Origin of the sequence: Halocola ammonii, from assembly GCF_049334165.1 — a bacterium.
In the GTDB taxonomy this organism is placed as follows: Bacteria; Bacteroidota; Bacteroidia; order Flavobacteriales_D; family Sanyastnellaceae; genus JBEGHD01.
This window is the reverse complement of the sequence record NZ_JBEGHD010000006.1, coordinates 187,596-206,400: the sequence shown is the minus strand read 5'-3', so window position 1 is coordinate 206,400 and position 18,805 is coordinate 187,596. Positions and strand designations below refer to the sequence as shown.

Annotated in this window: 16 protein-coding genes and 2 tRNA genes; 5 read left to right on the top strand and 13 right to left on the bottom strand. The window is 44.3% G+C overall.

What is annotated here, in order from left to right; translation table 11 throughout:
• The first annotated feature begins 123 nt into the window (after positions 1-123).
• Both ABHV44_RS08175 and ABHV44_RS08170 read left to right on the top strand, forming a co-directional pair.
• Positions 124-2,733, top strand: a complete 2,610-nt coding sequence (locus ABHV44_RS08175; protein WP_459074184.1) for a choice-of-anchor L domain-containing protein — start codon at positions 124-126, stop codon at positions 2,731-2,733.
• 149 nt (positions 2,734-2,882) lie between these two features.
• Positions 2,883-5,012 carry a choice-of-anchor L domain-containing protein gene (locus ABHV44_RS08170; RefSeq protein WP_459074183.1) on the top strand — a complete coding sequence of 710 codons (2,130 nt, stop codon included), beginning with the start codon at positions 2,883-2,885 and terminating at the stop codon, positions 5,010-5,012.
• A 94-nt stretch (positions 5,013-5,106) separates the two neighbouring features.
• Here ABHV44_RS08170 and gpmI read toward each other — a convergent pair whose 3' ends face one another.
• The 4 genes from gpmI to ABHV44_RS08150 form a co-directional block, all read right to left on the bottom strand.
• The gene (gene gpmI / locus ABHV44_RS08165) at positions 5,107-6,621 is read right to left on the bottom strand and encodes a 2,3-bisphosphoglycerate-independent phosphoglycerate mutase (protein WP_459074182.1); all 1,515 of its coding nucleotides are present in this window, start codon (positions 6,619-6,621) and stop codon (positions 5,107-5,109) included.
• Entirely contained in the window at positions 6,621-7,574 is a 954-nt protein-coding gene (locus ABHV44_RS08160) for a sensor histidine kinase (RefSeq protein ID WP_459074181.1), read from the bottom strand. Before ABHV44_RS08160 ends, gpmI begins: the two co-directional genes overlap by 1 nt.
• A 66-nt stretch (positions 7,575-7,640) precedes the next feature.
• Positions 7,641-8,138, bottom strand: coding sequence for a hypothetical protein (locus ABHV44_RS08155; RefSeq protein ID WP_459074180.1), 498 nt, complete (start codon positions 8,136-8,138; stop codon positions 7,641-7,643).
• Between the two features lie 58 nt (positions 8,139-8,196).
• On the bottom strand, positions 8,197-8,991 hold the full coding sequence (locus ABHV44_RS08150) for an O-methyltransferase (RefSeq protein WP_459074179.1): 795 nt from the start codon (positions 8,989-8,991) through the stop codon (positions 8,197-8,199).
• Positions 8,992-9,165: 174 nt separating this feature from the next.
• Between ABHV44_RS08150 and ABHV44_RS08145 the strand changes: the two genes are divergently transcribed.
• The 3 genes from ABHV44_RS08145 (at position 9,166) to ABHV44_RS08135 (ending at position 9,631) form a co-directional block, all read left to right on the top strand.
• A tRNA-Val gene (locus tag ABHV44_RS08145) sits at positions 9,166-9,240 on the top strand.
• Positions 9,241-9,313: 73 nt separating this feature from the next.
• The gene (locus ABHV44_RS08140) at positions 9,314-9,565 is read left to right on the top strand and encodes a GIY-YIG nuclease family protein (RefSeq protein ID WP_459074178.1); all 252 of its coding nucleotides are present in this window, start codon (positions 9,314-9,316) and stop codon (positions 9,563-9,565) included.
• A tRNA-Lys gene (locus tag ABHV44_RS08135) sits at positions 9,565-9,631 on the top strand. The genes ABHV44_RS08140 and ABHV44_RS08135 overlap by 1 nt, the downstream gene beginning before the upstream one ends.
• An 85-nt stretch (positions 9,632-9,716) precedes the next feature.
• On the opposite strand, the gene ABHV44_RS08130 is transcribed toward ABHV44_RS08135, so the two are convergent.
• The 9 genes from ABHV44_RS08130 to ABHV44_RS08090 form a co-directional block, all read right to left on the bottom strand.
• Positions 9,717-10,544, bottom strand: coding sequence for a universal stress protein (locus tag ABHV44_RS08130; protein WP_459074177.1), 828 nt, complete (start codon positions 10,542-10,544; stop codon positions 9,717-9,719).
• 15 nt (positions 10,545-10,559) lie between these two features.
• On the bottom strand, positions 10,560-11,426 hold the full coding sequence (locus tag ABHV44_RS08125; protein WP_459074176.1) for a universal stress protein: 867 nt from the start codon (positions 11,424-11,426) through the stop codon (positions 10,560-10,562).
• Between the two features lie 42 nt (positions 11,427-11,468).
• Positions 11,469-12,698, bottom strand: a complete 1,230-nt coding sequence (locus tag ABHV44_RS08120) for a bifunctional folylpolyglutamate synthase/dihydrofolate synthase (protein WP_459074175.1) — start codon at positions 12,696-12,698, stop codon at positions 11,469-11,471.
• Between the two features lie 3 nt (positions 12,699-12,701).
• Entirely contained in the window at positions 12,702-13,481 is a 780-nt protein-coding gene (locus tag ABHV44_RS08115) for an energy transducer TonB family protein (protein WP_459074174.1), read from the bottom strand.
• A gap of 4 nt (positions 13,482-13,485) precedes the next feature.
• The gene (locus ABHV44_RS08110; protein WP_459074173.1) at positions 13,486-13,887 is read right to left on the bottom strand and encodes an ExbD/TolR family protein; all 402 of its coding nucleotides are present in this window, start codon (positions 13,885-13,887) and stop codon (positions 13,486-13,488) included.
• A gap of 48 nt (positions 13,888-13,935) precedes the next feature.
• The gene (locus ABHV44_RS08105) at positions 13,936-14,649 is read right to left on the bottom strand and encodes a MotA/TolQ/ExbB proton channel family protein (RefSeq protein ID WP_459074172.1); all 714 of its coding nucleotides are present in this window, start codon (positions 14,647-14,649) and stop codon (positions 13,936-13,938) included.
• Positions 14,650-14,841: 192 nt separating this feature from the next.
• On the bottom strand, positions 14,842-16,236 hold the full coding sequence (nhaD, locus tag ABHV44_RS08100; RefSeq protein WP_459074171.1) for a sodium:proton antiporter NhaD: 1,395 nt from the start codon (positions 16,234-16,236) through the stop codon (positions 14,842-14,844).
• Positions 16,237-16,263: 27 nt separating this feature from the next.
• On the bottom strand, positions 16,264-17,493 hold the full coding sequence (locus ABHV44_RS08095; protein WP_459074170.1) for a Glu/Leu/Phe/Val dehydrogenase dimerization domain-containing protein: 1,230 nt from the start codon (positions 17,491-17,493) through the stop codon (positions 16,264-16,266).
• A gap of 102 nt (positions 17,494-17,595) precedes the next feature.
• Entirely contained in the window at positions 17,596-18,666 is a 1,071-nt protein-coding gene (locus ABHV44_RS08090; RefSeq protein WP_459074169.1) for an anhydro-N-acetylmuramic acid kinase, read from the bottom strand.
• Positions 18,667-18,805: the final 139 nt, after the last annotated feature.

Genomic DNA, 18,805 nt, shown 5'->3' with positions numbered 1-18,805 from the left:
TAACACGCTTTTGAAAATTTATGTGTATGTTTCAATAACCTTACAGGAAGCAACTTATTCCCTCTGAATTGAGTCTTCCAACCGACTAACTAATTATGCATTGATCAAAATCTAATTGCAGCCATGCGAAAGCTCATCTGTTTTTTATCACTAATTCTTTGCTCTTCGGCTCTTTATTCTCAGCTCGTGATTGAGAACACGTTAACACCTGAAGAGCTAGTAGAGGAAGTACTTCTTGGAGAAGGAGTGACGGTCTCGAACATTGAATACACGGGAGATCCAGTTTTGCAGATAGGAGAGTTTAACTCCGAGAACGCCAATGTGGGAATTCCTTACGGCATAATTATGTCTTCAGGTGATATTCAAAATGCCATTGGTCCAAATGAGGACATGAGTGTTAGCACCTCGGTGGGAACACCCGGAGACGATGATCTTTCTGCAATTGCGGACATTACAACGAATGACGCCTCAGTGCTTGAGTTTGATTTCGTTCCTACAGGGGATACTGTAAAGTTCAATTACGTCTTTGGATCTGACGAGTACATGCAATATGCTAATGGCTCAATAAACGATGCATTTGCATTTATTCTTTCTGGTGTATCTGTAACTCTGGATCCGGTGAACATCGCAGTTTTACCAGGCACAAACATACCTGTGACCTTGAATAATGTGAATGAAACAGTCAACCCCGAATACTACATTGACAATGGAGATGATGACGACTTTGTAAATGGGATTCCTGAGCCATTCGCCTCTGACCCCTTTTACATCGAGTATGACGGTATGACTGTTGTTTTAACAGCGAAGCACCCTGTTCAATGCGGAGAAACCTATCACATCAAAATTGTAATTGCTGATGGAAGTGATTCCATTCTTGATTCGGGCGTTTTCCTCGAAGGTGGAAGTTTTACCAGTGAGCTCATCTCACTCGATCTGGATCTCGGTGCAGTAGGTGTAAACGACTCCACAGTCTATGAAGGCTGTGGTCAAAACAATTTTGTGTTCACTCGACCAGAAGGAAACTCAAGTGCTACGGCAGTAGACCTCACTATAACAGGTTCAGCCGAAAACGGAGTAGACTACGAAGAGCTGCCCGACCAAATATTCTTCCCAGAAGATGTTTATTCAGTTGAGGTGCCTTTCACAACTTTTGAAGATGCGCTAGATGAAGGAGTCGAAAGTCTTACAATTACTTTCGAAACTCAACTGGAGTGTACTGGAGCTTCAATCGAAAGCACTTACACTTTCTACATACAGGATCCAGAACCTCTCGAAGTCGAATCTCCCCCACTCAATACGGATTGCGGAATTGAAGTGAGCCTTGAACCTGAGGTTTCCGGAGGGTTTGGATTGTACAACATTGAGTGGGAAAGTGGATCTGTAGGATGGCCGCTAGATACAGTATTCTACGAATCTACAACTCTCAACTACACGGCAACTGACACTTGCGGTATGGAGCCGGTAGATGGAGTGCTCGAAGTAATCTTGCCCGACTACCCACCAATGACCGTTGACCTTGGTCCAGATCAGCAACTTGACTGCCTGGAAGATTTGGTAGTTGACCCTGCCGTTGAAGGTGGAAGTGAAACGTATGACTACGTTTGGATAAATTCATCTGGAGACACTCTAACCCTAGCTTCGATACTGGACATGCAAGGGATTGACGTGGGGCCAGGAACGCTGACATTAAATGTTTTTGACGAATGCCTCTCGCAAGCCTCAGACGAAATAGAAATTTCTTTTCCACCAGTACCTGTCAACGTTGACCTCGGCCCTGACCTGACCGTGACGTGTCTTGACACCAGCCTCATCACCCCTAACGTAAGTGGGGGAATTGGCGATTATTCCTACGAATGGTTTGAAGAAGGTATTTCCATTAGCACTGACGAACAAATCGAAGTCAACACTGGGGAAACAGTGGAAATCTCGCTTTTCGTAGAGGATCAGTGCGGAAACTCAAATCAGGATGATATGAGCGTAATAATTCCACCTGAGCCTATCGAATTAATCACTCACAACGACACTGTCATTTGTCATGGAGACTCCATCGAACTATTTGCTTTTGCAACAGGCGGACAGGGCGGTTACAGCTATGAATGGTCTCCAGTAAATGAACAAAACGTAACCGAAATAGAAGAAAGACTTTGGGAAACCACAACATATAGCATATACGCTGAAGATGTTTGTGGAAATGCAACTGAAGCGGAGATTTTAGTTCAGGTAGAAGAAGTCATTGCCAATTTCAACTATGATAAAGTCGGTAGTTGGGGATTAGAGTTTACCAATGCTTCGAACTATGAGGGTGACTACCTCTGGGACTTTGATGACGGAACCACCAGCACTGAGGAGAATCCTTCTCACACTTATTATGATCTGGAACCCCACACCATCACACTTTATGTAACGACTGAGAACATGTGCACCGACTCAGCGTCAATAACTTATTATCCGGATGCAGGAATCTACATTCCAGATGCTTTCACACCTAACGGTGATGGAATAAACGATTACTTCAAAGTGGAAGGCCACGATGTAGAAGAATTCGAAATCTGGATTTACAATCGTTGGGGAAGTCTGGTTTACCACTCACAAAATATTGACGAAGTGTGGGAAGGCGAGCATAAAGGAGGCGAGTATTATGTAGAGGATGAAATTTACTCTTATCGAATAAAAGCCACTGGCATTGCTGGAAATGAAATAGAAAAAACCGGAAATATTCTAATTATCCGATAATTATTGTCAACAAATTAGAGAGAAAGCGCTCCAGTAAGGCAGCGCTTTTTCTATTTTCCGAAATTGACGCACATTAAATAACAGGCACAGACAACTTTCTAAAAGTTCATGCCATCACTGTGACAGTAAGTAAATGAAATTGAAAAATCATGTACAGGAAATTTAAATCAGTACTCCTTTTAGCCTTGCTAGTATTAGCAGGAGAAACTGCTTTCGGACAACTGACTGTGAACGAAGGAATAACAGCGGAAGAAGCTCTGGAGCTTTTGCTTGGTGACGGACTTGAGGTGAGTAATGTCACTTACAATGGAGGTCCGGCACAAATAGGATCCTTTGAATGCGTAGACTGCGGAATAGGAATGGAAGCTGGGGTAATTCTCGCCAGTGGCGGGGTTTCTGGAGCAATTGGACCCAATGATTCTGGTAGTGAAACTGTCATAACATCAAATCCCGGAGTATCAGACCCCGACATTGAACAAATCGAGTCGAGTGCTGGAGATATCGCTGTTTTGGAGTTCGATTTCACGGCAACTGGTGACTCCTTGAGTTTCAATTTCGTTTGGGCCTCGGAAGAATATCCTGAGTTTGTGGACAGTTTTAACGATGCTTTCGCTTTTTTCTTGAGTGGGCCAGGGTTAAATGGCCCTTATTCAGACAATGCAGAAAACATTGCACAAATCCCAGGTACAGATCTGGCCGTCACTATTGACAACCTCAACAATGGTGGTGACGGGGTTAGCGGACCATGCGACTACTGCGAATACTACATCAACAACCTTGACAACAATGATCCTAATGGCATCCAATACGATGGCTATACGACTCTTCTTCCGGCAAATGCTCAATTACAATGTGGAGAGACCTATCACATTAAAATTGTCATTGCTGATGCATTAGATACTGCATATGATTCTGCAGTTTTCCTCGAAGCTGGTAGCTTCGAGTCGAATGCTACTTTCATCGAAGGTTCTGGTAACATCAATCCAGACCAGCCAAACTTCCTCGGTGACACTACCTTGATAGAAGGTTGTAACACAGGTTCGTTTAGCGTATTCCGACCAGTAGCTGACGATTCTACGACCATTTATTTCGATATCCTCGGAACTGCAGAAAACGGGGTTGACATTACCGAAATCCCTCCTTTCGTCTTTCTCGACAGTGGTGAGCAGTCAATTGAAATCCAAATAGACGCTATAGAAGATGACATTGACGAAGGAGCTGAAAGTATCATTCTACAATACGTTTATCAAAACTCTTGTGGAGACTTCGACACAACTTCAGCAAGTCTGGCGATTGTAGATTACATCGAACCAGTTCTCGAATTGCAAGGGTCGGGAGTGGCATGTCCTAACGACCCTACAACACTGACTGCAAATGTGGTTGAGGGAATGGGCACCTACTTCTATAACTGGAGCACAGGTGACACTACTTCGGTCATTGAAGTTCTCCCAGACACTACTACTCAATATTTAGTAGAAGTCACTGACTTATGTGGAACGGTCGTGCAGGATTCCATTTCTGTTTCTGTAGACTATACTCCAATGGAATTATCACCTGAAGAATACAGCGTGCTTTGCCCTGGAGGCTCTACGGAAATTACGGTCAATCCGACCAACGGAGCCCCTTCATACATCTACGACTGGGCGAATATAGCATTGCCGGACACGTCAGTGGTGACTGTTTCTCCACTCGACCAGGAGTTTACAGAATACGATGTGACCATAACTGACCAATGTGGTGAAACCATCTCGACAACAGTGACAGTCTTCCTCGAAAATTACGACATCCAACCGATTGTAGCCTCTCCGGATACGCTGTGCGCTGGAACGAATGGCACCATTCAGCCAATTTCTGGTGGAACTGGTGTATTCACTTTCGGAACAGACGTAGAAGGGATTAACATCAATGAGGATGGCTCTTTCACAACTTCTTCGAGCCTGAATGACACCATCAACATTGCTATAACTGATGAATGCGGGAACTTCGGACTTGCAGAAGTGGTAGTTGAAGTATGCGACACGAGCATTCCGAATATCATCACTCCAAATGGAGACAACATCAACGATGTATTCTGGATTGAAGGACTGGAAGGTTTCCAGGGAAGCTCTCTTCTCGTGAAAAACAGATGGGGCATCACAGTTTTCGAAACCTCCAATTATCAAAATGATTGGGATGGAACCACGACATCAGGCGAAGATGTAAAAGAGGGAACTTACTATTACATCTTCAAGAGAACTGATGGAAAAGACTTTGCAGGCTACTTACAAATATCAAGGTAGCCATGTACTAAGTGAAAAAGAAAATCATTTAGGTTCTATTAGACACCCTAAACAATTGAGCACCGTCTTCGCAAATGAAGGCGGTGTTTTTTTTTTAATCCAACAGAGACCTTCCTGTCATTTCCTTTGGTTGCTCCAATTTCATCATCTCCAAAATTGTGGGAGCAACGTCTGCCAAAATACCTTGATTCAATTTGCGCCCGTTTTCACCGGTGACAATTACAGGAACAGGGTTTACGCTGTGAGCAGTGTTTGCTGAACCGTCTTCATTTACAGCATTATCCGCATTTCCATGATCGGCAACGATTACGAATTTGTATCCCAGCTGCTGACCTACTTCAACTACTTGTTTGAGAGCCTTATCCGTTGCCTCGCAGGCTTTTTTAATAGCTTTAAAAACCCCGGTGTGACCAACCATGTCGGGGTTGGCAAAATTGAGACAAATAAAATCCGGCACTTGCTCTCTCATCTCATTAGTGATTTTATCGGCAACTTCTGGAGCACTCATCTCTGGCTGTAGGTCGTAGGTGGCAACCTTTGGGGAGTTGATCATAATTCGCTTCTCTCTGTCAAACTCTCTTTCTCGCCCCCCAGAAAAGAAAAATGTAACATGTGGGTACTTTTCTGTTTCAGCCACTCTCACTTGCGTTAAACCATTCTGAGAAATAACCTCCCCAAGAGTTTTCTCGAGGTCAGGTTTTTCAAAAACTACATTTATGTTTTCAAAAGTATGATCGTAGTTGGTCATCGTCACCAGGTGTAGCGGTAATTGCTTCATTTCATAATCGGGGAAATCCTGCTGGCTGAGCGCCATTACGATTTCTCGACAGCGATCTGTCCTGAAGTTAAAACAGATGACAACATCGTCTTTCTTAATCTTCGCTGATGCCGAGGAATTGAGGACAATTGGCTCGATAAACTCATCTGTTATGCCGGCCTCATGTGAAGCCCGAATACCTTCTAATGCACTGTCGTATTTTTCTCCCGACCCGCGAACCAGCAAGTCATAGGCCTTTTTAATCCTCTCCCACCTTTTGTCGCGGTCCATGGCATAGTATCGACCAACCAGTGTGGCGATTTCGCCTCCGGTTTCTTTGAGCTTTTCTTCCAGCCTGGAGATGTGTTCAAGACTTCCGTGTGGATCGGTATCTCGCCCATCTGTGAATGCATGAACGAAAAACTCACCAACCTGTGACCTTTTGGCCATTTCACACAGGGCATGCAAATGTTCTTGCGAGCTATGGACACCGCCATCTGAAACCAACCCTATGATATGAAGTTTAGAGTTTGAGATAGATGCTTTTCTCATGGCTTCTTTCAGCACCTGGAGCTCAAAAAAGCTACCATCTTTTATTGAGTTATTAATCCTCACCAAATCCTGATAAACAATTCTTCCAGCTCCAATATTCATGTGCCCCACTTCACTATTGCCCATTTGACCTTCGGGCAGTCCCACGTTCTCACCATGCGTGAGTAAAGTACTGTTTGGGTACTCCCTAATTAGTTGGTCAAAAAATGGAGTATCCGCCTGAAAAACGGCATCAGACGAGTCCTTCTTTCCATACCCCCAACCATCCAGGATGATCAATGCGGTTTTGTTTTTATTCATCACTTTTCATTAAAAATTACTCGAAAAATTGAGCCCTGAGGATAATTATCTTCAATGGTAACTTTTGCTCGATGAAGCATTGCAATCTCTTTGACCAAAAAGAGGCCGAGTCCGGTACCTTTGCTCTTTCTCACTTGTTCGCTACCCGTTCTATAAAACTTCTTAAAGACTTCCTCCTTCTCTGCATTTTCAATCCCAGGGCCTTCATCGGCAACAGTTAGTATAATTTTATGATCCTTATTTTTCAGCACAACCTGAATTCGAGTGCCTGCTGGCGTATATTTCTGAGCATTCTCGATCAGGTTTTTCAACAATACCTCCACCGCAAACCGATCGATTTCGGCTTCAATACCATTCTCAACTTCTTCCTCCAGATAATGCTCTCCGTGCTGTGAATCGGAAAGCTGACTACAAACTTTTTTTACAAGTTCGGAAAAATCAGTTTTCTCGAAGTGGAATAACTCACCTCCCTTTTCGATTCTGGAGGCCAATAAAATATTCTCTGTTAAGTGATCTAATCGCTGGCTTTCTTCTAGTGAGCGAGCTATAATTTCTTCCTGTTTATCCCGATCTAGCTCTCTGCGTTGCATGGTTTCCAGGTGCAATCTAATAGCGGCTATGGGCGATTTTAGTTCGTGCGTAACTGACAGCATGAAGTTGCTTTGTAGCTGAGCGAGTTTCCGCTCCCTTTGGAGGTACTGATTCAATTTCCAAATCCCTACAAAAAGAAGAGTTAAGAACACTGCTCCTTCTCCAAGGACCATCAAAAGTTTGGCCTGGAAACGATCATCCAGCAATTCCTGATTCAGCGCACTGTCGGCAGCTTCAATTTCTAATGTCAAAACCTGCCGATGGAGAGTAACCAGGTAATAGGCCCACCACAAAAACTGGAATACAACGTAGCACGCCAGCAAATAAAGCAGGATAATGGATCTTTTAAAGGTAGGCTTCATGGTTCAAAAAAGCCCCGAAGATATTTCGAGGCTAGTTTATGTTATTCAAATGTCGATTTCATTCAATCACTTTCTACGTCCATTTTCTTCCGGCAAGGGCATTCTCAAGATCACCTTCAAAACAGGTTCCTTTATCCCAACCGAGTAACTATCCAGATACTTGAATCCGACCTTGTCAAGTTCATTCAGTGCATCTGTGAGACTTCTAAAAGACGTTGAATTCATGGATTCGAGTTTTCTGGCCTTTACAGGATCACCTATCTGGTCAAGAAGAGATTTTGAAACATTCAATCTCACCTCTTCCTCTTTCCCATTGCTCATAACCGTAAGCTCCATGTAAAGGAAAGAATCTGGTTCTGAGAGAGCACTCCTCATCTCACGCATCATTTCTTGCTGGCGTTCACGCTGCTCCATCTGCTGCTCTTTTCTGGCGCGCTCTCTCTCGTAGTCATTCTCAGTTTGTCCTTTTTCTCTTTGTTTTTGTTCACCGAGCTTTACGTTATCCTTTTGCCCAAAACAAAGCACTGGCAGTGCAAAGGCCAGAATAAAAATCATCTTTTTCATGTGTTTTCTCTTTTGGTTGGTTTAATCACAAAGATACTAATCTAACATCGATCTCAGACTAGGGCCTTTGCTTCAAAACAAAATGCTGTTTTTCAATTCCTTTTCTGAAGAAAACAAACCCCAACCGATACCAATCAATCGTTATAGAATTGCGAGAATCTGCAACGATTTCTGCCCAAGCTTCCTCCATCGGTGGTGACCAGTGGATATCGTCAAAAACCAAAACGGATCCCTCATGAGTTTTGGCAAGGAGTTGTTCGTAATATCTCAATGTAGCGTCTTTTCGGTGGTTGCCATCCACGAAAGCAAAATCAATTGAGTTTGACTTATTTTCCAAGTGCTCCGAAAGTTTTGAGTCGAAATTCCCTTTTATGAGCTCAATATTTTGGACTGATGACCGGCCGAAATTTTCAAGGGCTACGTCAGCAATCTCCGGAGAGCCTTCGAACGTAGTAAGATTATTTTTTGAGGAACTAGCTGCCAGATAAAGCGAGGAGAGTCCCAGGCTCGTACCCAGTTCAATTTGATTTCTGAGCTCATAGTGATTGATAAGTCGAAAGAGAACCTGACAAGAAATCTTCGGGGACAATGAAACATTTGCTATCTCTGAGACCTTTCTCATTTGCTTCGCACCTTTTTTTGAGCCGGCACCCAGGTCATTTACTTCGATCAGCCTTTCATCTTGTAACATTTTTCTTCTCAGCTCCTCCAGTTCATCAAAAGCATAAAAATGCATTGGAGCCATTACGTAGTGGATGAATTCAAAGACAAAAGGAGAGTGTACTCCGTGCCTACTCACGGCTTTTCTCCAGTATGTCCAGAGGCTTCTAATCCTCCAAAATACAATTAACATGGTGCGTGTGATTTCATCCAGGCAAAAGTGATAAAAAACGATCGTTTTCCAGGAGTTGACTAGGAGTCCTCAGAAAATAGTGATTGGCGAAAAGAATTTTTTGCTCGAATATTTGGATGGAATCAAATTCACTTTATATTTGCACTCCTTTTCGCCACAGAGGTGAGTCAAAGAGGGCTCTTAGCTCAGTTGGTTCAGAGCATCTGCCTTACAAGCAGAGGGTCACTGGTTCGAATCCAGTAGGGCCCACAAGGATTAGAAACCCGATCTGGAAACAGGTCGGGTTTTTTTGTTTTCTGATGGTTCATACTAACTTCATTTTATGAACGCATTTTACACCTACATCCTCTTTTCTAAAACCGCTAACAAGTTTTATATCGGTCATACTTCTGATTCCTTAATCGAACGCTTGAGAAAACACAATTCGAATCACAAAGGCTTTACGGGAAAGCATCAAGATTGGAAAGTCGTTTACTTCGAGAAATACTCAACAAAGACAGAAGCCCACTCACGTGAAAGTCAAATCAAAGCCTGGAAATCCCAAAAGAGCATCCAGAAGTTGATATCGAGTTGAGCTCAGTTGGTTCAGAGAATCCCGATTTTACCGGGAGGGTCACTGGTTCGAATCCAGTAGGGCCCACAAGGATTAAAAACCCGATCTGGAAACAGGTCGGGTTTTTAATCTCTAGTCGCTCCTGCACCAGGCAGTAAGACGGATGTAAAAATTATTCGGCATCAGCCTGGAAATCCCTTCTAGACCAGGTTAGTATAGGAAACTTGGAGCGATTCGCCATAGTTTGGACGAGGCTAGACCGCCCCATCAATCGTTGCCAAAAACCTCGATCTCTTGGAATAAGCGAAAGAATATAGCCGGGATGCTCTTCCATAAACTTCAGGATGCCTAATGCCGGAGTCCTCGCTACAACTTGCTCTACAGCTACCTCACCTCTCTTGTAGTTCGCAATCGTTTCACGACCAAATTGATCTGAAACTTCTGCTTCGCTTTTTACCACTCGGAGCATGCTAACTGGAAGCCTGGTCAGATCATTCATCCGCTGCATTTCAACAGAAAATCGCGGCAGCTCACTGGCCGTGGCCAAAACAGCCCCTTTAGGATCAGGAAGGTCGATATCCGGTACCAGGAGCACTGGAATTCTGGCGTTTCGAATGGTTTGAAATGCGATACTACCCAGGAAAACCGTCTCAAGTTCTGATTGTCCAAGGTGTCCCATCACAATCACCTTTTGGTTGTAATTTCCAGCGAGCTGAGCCAACTCCCGTCCACCACTTCCATACTCTGCAAGTATCTGAATGTGTGATGCAGAAATACCTGTCTTTTCAACAAGACGCGCCTTTTCCTTCTTAAGCTCCTCCAACGCATCAGCCTTCATCATTTCTGTGAAGTCTTTCATTGTGGTGGCAGAGCCTCCTTTAGGCTCTTCGTACATGTGCAAAAGCAAGTAAGTCGAGTCTTTGCCGAACAGTCGGACAGCATACTCGGCAGCCCGATCAGCATTCGGACTAAAATCCGTTGGAATTAAAACTTTGGACATTTGTTATTTTATAAATCAATCTGGAAAGAGCACTCCGTCATCTTCCTCTTCCTTGGGAATTTTTATGCTGAGCACAGGCAGTTTCGAATGATTTGCCACGCCTTCTGTAATACTACCAAGCAAAAAGTGCTTTAGCCCGGTCCAACCATGAGTTTCCATGGCAATGATGTCTGGGTTTGTTTCTTCGCAAAAGTGATAAATCCCGTTGGCAACTTTCTCATCACTGTAGATGTGATAATCGTAATTCTTGAGCTTGGTTTCTTTCACAAAGTCCTCAATCAACTTGCGACTGTAGCGGGTGGTTTCAAAATTACCAGGAGTAACAACCTTCAGCAAGTGAATTTTGGCATCGTAAATTTTTGCCAGTTCCTGAACTTTATTGAAGACACTGTATGACTCACCGTAAAAATTGGAAGCGAAAACAATATCCTTTATATCAAAATTCTCAATCCTACTTTTCACAGTTAAAACCGGCACTTCTGCTGTGCGAATCACTCGTTCTGTGTTGCTTCCAATAAAAACCTCCTCAGCACCACTTGAGCCACGAGAGCCCATTACTATCATTCCAGCATTTTGCTCCTTTGCCTGCTTAGCAATGGATTCGTAAACATTATCAAACTCTACCAGTTCGATGACATTCACATCTTTCAAAAATGGCTTTTCGAGGAGTTCCTTAAACCTTTTCTTAACGAGCTTCATCATGAACAAACCTTCGGCAATGTCTTTTGTGTCTTGAATTGACATGTTGGACTCGTAGCTTGGAATATTAATGATGTGCATTAAAATCAACCGTGCGCCAGTCTTTTTAGCAATACTTGCGGCCACCTCAGTAGCGTAGTTTGCGCATTCTGAAAAGTCGGTTGGTACTAAAATCTTTCTCATGGTGTTCTTTGGTTTGGCTTGAGGCTCGGAAGTTATAAAATCTCAACGAATAAAAGCCAGTACTTCTGCTACTGTAAAGAAGCTCCCGCCAACAAAAATCAAATCGTCTTCTCCGGCATTATTTCGAGCTGCCTCAAACGCTTCCACTACACTTGAATACCTCTCTCCCTGAAGACCCTTTTTATTTGCTTGACTTTGAAGTTTTTCGGCATCCAGGCCACGCGGAATATTGGCTTTAGCAAAGTAATAATGACCGTCTTTGGGCAAGAGGTCAAGCATTTTAGAAATATCCTTATCGCTTACCATTCCAAGAACAATGCGCAGTTGATCATGAGGAGTATTTTTTATCTCTTTCATGGCAGCACGGAGCCCATCCTCATTGTGGCCTGCATCGCAAACAACAAGTGGCTTTTCTGACAAGACCTGCCAACGCCCCTGAAATCTGGTATTCTGCAGAACATTCTCGAAACCTCTTTCTAAACCTTCCACCGTAATCTGCCAGCCGTTCTCAGCTAAAAGCTGCAGCGCTAAAAATGCGGTTTTCTCATTTTCTCTTTGATAACTCGCTACCAAAGCTGACTGTGGAACCCGCAAACTGTAATCGTCAACGAACCGAATTGGGGCTGCTTTTTGCTTAGAAACCTCGAGCATTACTGAGTGTACTTCTTCTCCGCAGTGGCCCACAACAACCGGAGTTTCCGGTTTAATAATTCCAGCCTTTTCGCGTGCAATTTCAGGAATGGTATTTCCTAAAAATGCAGTATGATCCAATCCGATGTTGGTGATCACCGATAGCTCTGGCATCAATACATTGGTGGAATCAAGCCTTCCGCCCATTCCAACTTCTACGACCGCAATGTCAACTTCCTGTTTCACAAAGTAGTCGAAAGCCATAGCCACCGTTATTTCAAAAAATGACGGTTTTAATTCCTCGAATCGCTCGTGATATTCTTCCACGAACTGAATCACGTACTCTTCACTGCACAGCTCTCCGTTCACTTTGATTCGTTCTCTAAAATCGACAAGGTGAGGAGACGTGTAAAGTCCCGTTTTGTAACCTTGCTCCTGCAATACAGAACTGATGAGGTGAGCTACAGACCCCTTCCCGTTGGTGCCGGCAATGTGAACAGCTTTGAGTTTTTTCTCGGGATTTCCCAGCATGTCCATCAGCTGGGTAGTGGTTTTTAGGTCTGCCTTAAACGCAGGCTTGCCGATGCGTTGAAACATCGGCAGTTGACTGAACAGATAGTCCAGCGTTTCGGAGTAATTCATAAATTATTCCAGCTTGAAATTGAATGTGATGGTTCCTTTTTGAACAGGAGGAGCATTTCCCTTCGTGTCAAATGTAACAGTCTTCAGAGCCTGTTCAGCAAGAGAAAAAAGGTAGTCACTAGCTGTATTCGATTTCTCATAATTTCTCTTGTGGCGGGTGATTTTCCCTTGCTTGTCCACATAGATGTCGAGGACTACTTTTCCCTCTTCAGTTGGTTTCACGCCTGCTGGCTCACCAATCATTCCGCGACCACTCAAACTGAAACTCACACCGTTCTTTCCTCCAACAACTCCCGAGCCTTCAATATTTCCTTCCTGATTCCCTTCATTTCCTGTTTCAGAGTCATCACCGTCTCCTCCGCCACCGCCCTGATTCATTTGATTCAGTGCATTACTTAAATCACTACTCACCTTCGGCTCCTCTTCTTCAGGCTCTTCCTCAGTTTCCGTATCTTCGGTGCTCGTTGGTGCGCTAATCTCCGAGTCGGCTTGTGTTTCTATTGCGTCAGTCGGAACACTCTCCTGGGTTTGGGGTGTTTCACTCACCTGCTCTTCCACAACTTCTTCTCGCTGTTGGGAAGGAACTTCGGTCTCGGTATCGCCACTTCCGGTAGCGGTGTTTCCATAATCGGCCATAGAAATCTCAACCACCTTTTCTCCCGGAGGAGGATCCGGCATAGAAAAAGCCTGCACGAAGATGAAGATGAGCAAAAGTGCAATGTGCAAAATGCCCGTCACCAACCCTGCGATGCGCTTGTCTTTCTTTTCCGTTTCGGGGTTCATCAATCTAATTTTCTTTCTTTTTGTCTGATGCAATCACCACTTTCCAGTCGTTCACTTTTGCCAGTCCAATCATTTCAACTGTAGCACCGGTAGGTACTTCTTCGTCAATGTTGAGCAAAAGAGTTTTTTCAGCTTTCGACTCAAAAATCGCCTTCAATCGCAGCTCTATTTCTGACTTCGGCATCGGCTGTCCGTTGTTCACGTAGTACTGCATGTCCTTGTTGATAGTGAGGGTAACAGGAGTGTTGTTATTAATCACTCCTTTGCTTTCTGGCAAGTTCACCTCATGTCCACTTTTAGCAAGTGTGGACAAAATGATGAAAAAGATAAGCAATAGGAAAACCAGGTCAGTCATTGAAGACATGCCTCCCTGAATATCAACCTTATTTTGCGTATTTAAATCCATTTGCTTCGAGTTTTATTACACCTCAATCATCGAGGCGTTCATTTTTTGCTACTTACCTGGTTCTTCAAGAATGTCCAGGAACTCGATGGAGTGCGCTTCCATTTTGTTAACCACCTTTCTGACCTTGGTCACCAGGTAGTTGTAGGCGATGTAAGCGATAATTCCTACTACCAAACCGGCAATAGTTGTCATCATGGCAACTTTTGTACCTCCTGAAATCACGTTCACATCAACACTTCCAGAGCTTTCCATGCTAATAAAAACCTGCACCATTCCAATCACGGTACCGAGGAACCCAAGCATTGGGGCGGCTCCGGAAATAGTGGCCAGAGTGGCCAGATTTTTCTCGAGATTAAACACTTCGAGTTTGGCCACATTTTCGATCGATGCAGAAATATCCTTCAGCGGCTTTCCAATTTTTTGAATTCCCTTTTCGAGCATTCTGGCAATTGGTGTTTCGCTGGTTGCGCAAAGATTTCTGGCAGAGTCGAGCTTTCCATCGTGGATGTAATCCTTGATTTTATTCATAAAGTCCTTTTCTTCTTTTAGGGCTTTATTCACAGCAAGAAAACGCTCTACAAAAATGTAAACTGCTACAACAGAAAGAATGGCCAGCGGAATCATGATGTACCAACCGCCTTGCATAAGAAGTTCTAAAATCGATACCTGGGTTTCGGCATCTGCGGCAGCGGCAGTAGTGTCAGCGGCAGCTTGTCCGCCTACATTGAGGTTTCCATCTTGCACAAAAGTGTATAAACTCATGGTTTCAAAAAATTTGATTGTGTATTGTCGTCAATTTACTCGTGCAAATCCGACAAGCGCTCTTTTTCCAGTTGGGTTGCAAACCCAGAGCGACTCGTGCAGGTTTTCACAAGTAACGGTGAAGGTATAGAATAAATTATTGGAGAGTTTGCGACTGTTGCAAATTAATCCATAGCCGGACGTTAATTAGTTTTAGAACCAAACGAAAATGGCCATGTAGGTGGCAGCTCCCGCCAGATAGCCAAGAATGGCCAGCAAACTAATTTTCTTGAGGTACCAGATAAAATCGATCTTTTCAAGACCCATAACTGCTACTCCCGCTGCAGATCCAATGATGAGCGCGCTACCTCCGGTTCCAGCACAGTAGGCCAAAAATTGCCAGAAGTTCCCATCTTTCACAAAGGTGGAAAACCATTCTGGATCAGATGCCATTTGAGCTGCAGAAGGAAAATCGTACATCCCCATGGAAGCGGCTACCAAAGGCACGTTGTCGACAATGGAAGAAAGCAATCCGATGGCAATGTTTATTGAGTAGACATCTCCAAGCTCGGCCTGTAGCCAGCCGGCAAGTTCACGCAGGTGACCAACTTCCTGAAGAGCAGCTACGGCAAGCAGAATCCCAAGGAAAAAGAGTACTGATCCGGTATCAATTTTTCGCAAAACCCCAATAACAGATAGCTGATACTTCTGCTCGTATTTTTTCTTTCTATGAAGAATCTCAGTCACTGCCCAAAGCAATCCCAAACTCATCATCATTCCCATAAATGGAGGAAGGTGAGTAACTGTTTTAAAAATTGGCACGAATAAAAGCCCGAGGACACCGAGTGTGAAAACAGTATTGCGCTCAATCGGGGTCGTTGGGTCAGTGTAATGACCGAGGCCCCGTGTCCTGACAGGTCTTTTTACTTCTCCTTTCATACTGAAACTCAAGAGTCCCAGAGGCACTAGCAAACAAACCAGACTCGGGATAAACAGGTGCGTAACGACAACAGTTGTAGTTAGCTGCCCGCCAATCCAGAGCATGGTCGTGGTGACATCACCAATAGGCGACCAGGCTCCTCCGGCATTGGCTGCAATCACAACCATCCCGGCAAAAAACCAACGAGTTTGCTTGTCGTCAATGAGCTTGCGCAAAAGCGAAATCATCACGATCGAAGTCGTCAGGTTGTCGAGTGCTGCAGAGAAGAAGAAGGAAATCAGGCAAATCACCCAGAGTAGTTTCACCTTGTTTGTGGTCTTGATCCTGTCGGTGATCACCGCAAATCCCTCATGTGCATCAACGAGCTCCACAATGGTCATTGCACCGAGGAGGAAGAACAGAATGTTTGCAATTTCACTGAGGTGGTGAAGCAGTCGATGCTCGAAAAACATGAACCGCACAAGACCTTCTTCTCCAGTGTAATCAGTCAGAAAGTGACTGAACTGTTCAGTAAGATGATCCGGGATAAAATGAATCCCCATCATAAGGATGGCCCAGCAAAAAGTACCGGTAATTAGGGCAGATGCCGCTTTGTCGATTTTCAGAGGATGCTCAAGCGCTATAAAAAGATAGCCCAGGACAAAGACGACAATGATGAGAATTTCCATGTGTCAATTAAATAGTAGATCGCTTAACTAAACCAACTTGCTCAAGGCAATTTCGAAAGCCGTAGCAGCGATATTGAGTTTTTCATTACTCTTTTCATGAACAGCAACAAGGGCCTTGCGAATGGTTTCTGAAGTGTCTCTGAAAATGGCCTCGTCAGTGAGTTCGATATCTCCGTCACTCATGAGGTAAGCAAAGACTCTTGCCATACCGCAGTTGGCAATAAAATCGGGGATTATGCTAAAATGCTCATCCGCGTATTCCATGATGCTGCCAAAAAAGATTTCTTTATCGGCAAAAGGTACATTCGCTCCACACGAAATAACCTCAACACCTGCTTTTGACATACGATCAATTTGATCCTTTGTTACCAATCTCGATGCTGCACATGGAAGAAAAACATCGGCTTCCAAATCCCAGATTCTCTCGTTCACTTCATCGAAGCTCAGCATGTTGGGCGCGTTTAGCGCATTTCCTTTTTTGTCGAGGAAAAGCTGGCGGATTTCATCCATCGAAAAACCATCTTCGTTGATCAACCCACCAACGCGATCGGCAATTCCCACGACCTTGGCTCCATCTCTGGCAATGTAGTAAGCCGCAGCAGCAGCTACATTTCCCCAACCCTGAACAATAACTTTTTTACCTCTCAGGTCTCCTCCGTAAATATCGTAGTAATGACGAACAGACTCTGACACACCGTAGCCGGTAATCATGTCGGCAATCTTGTACTTGCGCTCGAGAGATGGTGAAAAGTTTGCGTCTTCGATCACCTTAATCACTCCCTGACGGAGGTTTCCAATTCGCTTAACTTTTTGAGCTTCATTCGGCTGGAAGTGCCCGTTAAAAACGCCTTCTTGCGGGTGCCAAACGCCATTTTCTTCGGTGATTGGAATCACTTCGTGAATTTCGTCCACATTGAGATCACCACCAGTTCCGTAATAGTGTTTCAAAAGTGGTGACACTACTTTGTACCAGCGTTCCAAAACTTCTTTCTTGCGCGGATCTGAAGGATCGAAATTAATTCCAGACTTGGCTCCACCGATTTGTGGACCTGAAACAGTAAACTTAATTTCCATCGTTTTGGCCAGTGATTCCACCTCGTTTTTGTCGAGACCCGGGCGCATGCGCGTTCCTCCACCAGCAGCACCACCTCTCAGCGAGTTGATTACTACCCAGCCTATTGCATCTGTTTCACTGTCTTGCCATTCGAAAACTATTTCCGGGCTTTTCTCTTCGTACTTCTTCAGTAAATCCTTCATGAATTCCGCTTTTTAGGGTGGTCAAAAATAGGAATTTACTCAAAGGATTTTCTATTTACTCAAAGAAGTTGGAGACGACTGTTTTTTTAGAATTCTGTGCAGCTATGCATGCAAGTAAATCGCACCGGCACAGTGGTCAGAATCTGCACCGGTAACGGAGGAGAGCACATTGTTTCGCTCAGTCCATCTCAGCACTCCGAGGAGTGCAAAAATGATAGCTTCTTTAAACTCCACCACTTCTTTTTCTGGAATGATGAGTTCTGCTTCTGAAATGCCAGACATGCGATCAATCAGATTGGTGTTGAAAGCACCTCCTCCTGTGATCAGGCACCTTTTGTTATGTCCTGTTAAACACTCTCCTACTCTTATGGCAATGTGCTCCGATACCGTTGCAAGTTTGTCTTCGACAGAAATGTGAGAATGTTCTAAAACGGGCATGAAAAACTTCTCAAACCATTCTCGCCCCAACGACCTGGGAGCCGGTTGTTGATAAAACTCAAGCTGTTCGAGTTCAGCAAGCAGCGAATCCGAGACTTCTCCAGAAGCGGCAATCTCTCCACCTCGATCGTATTTCTTACCGAGTTTCTCTGCTAAAAAATTTAGCGCCATGTTGGCTGGCGAAATGTCAAATGCCATTCGCCTTTCACCCTCTTTGTATGAGAGGTTGGCAATCCCACCCAGGTTCAGGCAGTAGTCGAATCCACCAAAAAGCATCTGATCTCCAATGGGAACCAGCGGAGCGCCCTGACCGCCACGCGCAACATCCTGCGACCTGAAGTCTGCAACCACAGGCATTTGGCAGGCTGCTGCGATATGCGCAGGACTACCAATTTGGGTCGTCAATTTGAGTTGTGGTTGATGAAAGACAGTATGCCCATGTGATGCGACAAGTGTAATTCTGCCCTTACACTCTTCTGCTATCAGTTTTGCCTTCTCTCCCATGAAGGTACCGAGGTCAGCATCGAGCATCATCAGATCGTGAGCAGACAAATCCATTGAGCTGGCAAGCCTGTTTTGCAAGCGATCTGGGTAATCGAAAGTGCGAGCCGAAACAACTTTGTAGTTGGCACTGTTAGCATCCAGAGTGAATTCGACAGCTACTGCATCGAGTCCATCGAGGGAACTTCCCGACATCAGTCCGATAGCAGTGCAGTGGATAGGGTGGTCGCTCATTGGCAATTGTAAATTTATCGGCTAAATTTGTGGCCTTTCAATGAGAAAAACAAAACCGTCTCTTTTTACATCACTTTTTTCGCGCCTCTCTAGCGATCGATGAATCAAATAAAAGAGACTAGTTATTTAATTTAAACGT

Bases quoted from the DNA above. Each gene is read 5' to 3' on its own strand.
- ABHV44_RS08170 (WP_459074183.1), top strand. From the start codon at position 2,883: ATGTACAGGAAATTTAAATCAGTACTCCTTTTAGCCTTGCTAGTATTA.
- ABHV44_RS08160 (WP_459074181.1), bottom strand. From the start codon at position 7,574: ATGAAGCCTACCTTTAAAAGATCCATTATCCTGCTTTATTTGCTGGCG.
- ABHV44_RS08090 (WP_459074169.1), bottom strand. From the start codon at position 18,666: ATGAGCGACCACCCTATCCACTGCACTGCTATCGGACTGATGTCGGGA.
- ABHV44_RS08105 (WP_459074172.1), bottom strand. From the start codon at position 14,649: ATGAGTTTATACACTTTTGTGCAAGATGGAAACCTCAATGTAGGCGGA.
- ABHV44_RS08140 (WP_459074178.1), top strand. From the start codon at position 9,314: ATGAACGCATTTTACACCTACATCCTCTTTTCTAAAACCGCTAACAAG.
- ABHV44_RS08115 (WP_459074174.1), bottom strand. From the start codon at position 13,481: ATGAACCCCGAAACGGAAAAGAAAGACAAGCGCATCGCAGGGTTGGTG.
- nhaD (WP_459074171.1), bottom strand. From the start codon at position 16,236: ATGGAAATTCTCATCATTGTCGTCTTTGTCCTGGGCTATCTTTTTATA.
- ABHV44_RS08130 (WP_459074177.1), bottom strand. From the start codon at position 10,544: ATGTCCAAAGTTTTAATTCCAACGGATTTTAGTCCGAATGCTGATCGG.
- ABHV44_RS08125 (WP_459074176.1), bottom strand. From the start codon at position 11,426: ATGAGAAAGATTTTAGTACCAACCGACTTTTCAGAATGCGCAAACTAC.
- gpmI (WP_459074182.1), bottom strand. From the start codon at position 6,621: ATGAATAAAAACAAAACCGCATTGATCATCCTGGATGGTTGGGGGTAT.
- ABHV44_RS08150 (WP_459074179.1), bottom strand. From the start codon at position 8,991: ATGTTAATTGTATTTTGGAGGATTAGAAGCCTCTGGACATACTGGAGA.
- ABHV44_RS08120 (WP_459074175.1), bottom strand. From the start codon at position 12,698: ATGAATTACTCCGAAACGCTGGACTATCTGTTCAGTCAACTGCCGATG.
- ABHV44_RS08110 (WP_459074173.1), bottom strand. From the start codon at position 13,887: ATGGATTTAAATACGCAAAATAAGGTTGATATTCAGGGAGGCATGTCT.
- ABHV44_RS08095 (WP_459074170.1), bottom strand. From the start codon at position 17,493: ATGAAGGATTTACTGAAGAAGTACGAAGAGAAAAGCCCGGAAATAGTT.
- ABHV44_RS08155 (WP_459074180.1), bottom strand. From the start codon at position 8,138: ATGAAAAAGATGATTTTTATTCTGGCCTTTGCACTGCCAGTGCTTTGT.
- ABHV44_RS08175 (WP_459074184.1), top strand. From the start codon at position 124: ATGCGAAAGCTCATCTGTTTTTTATCACTAATTCTTTGCTCTTCGGCT.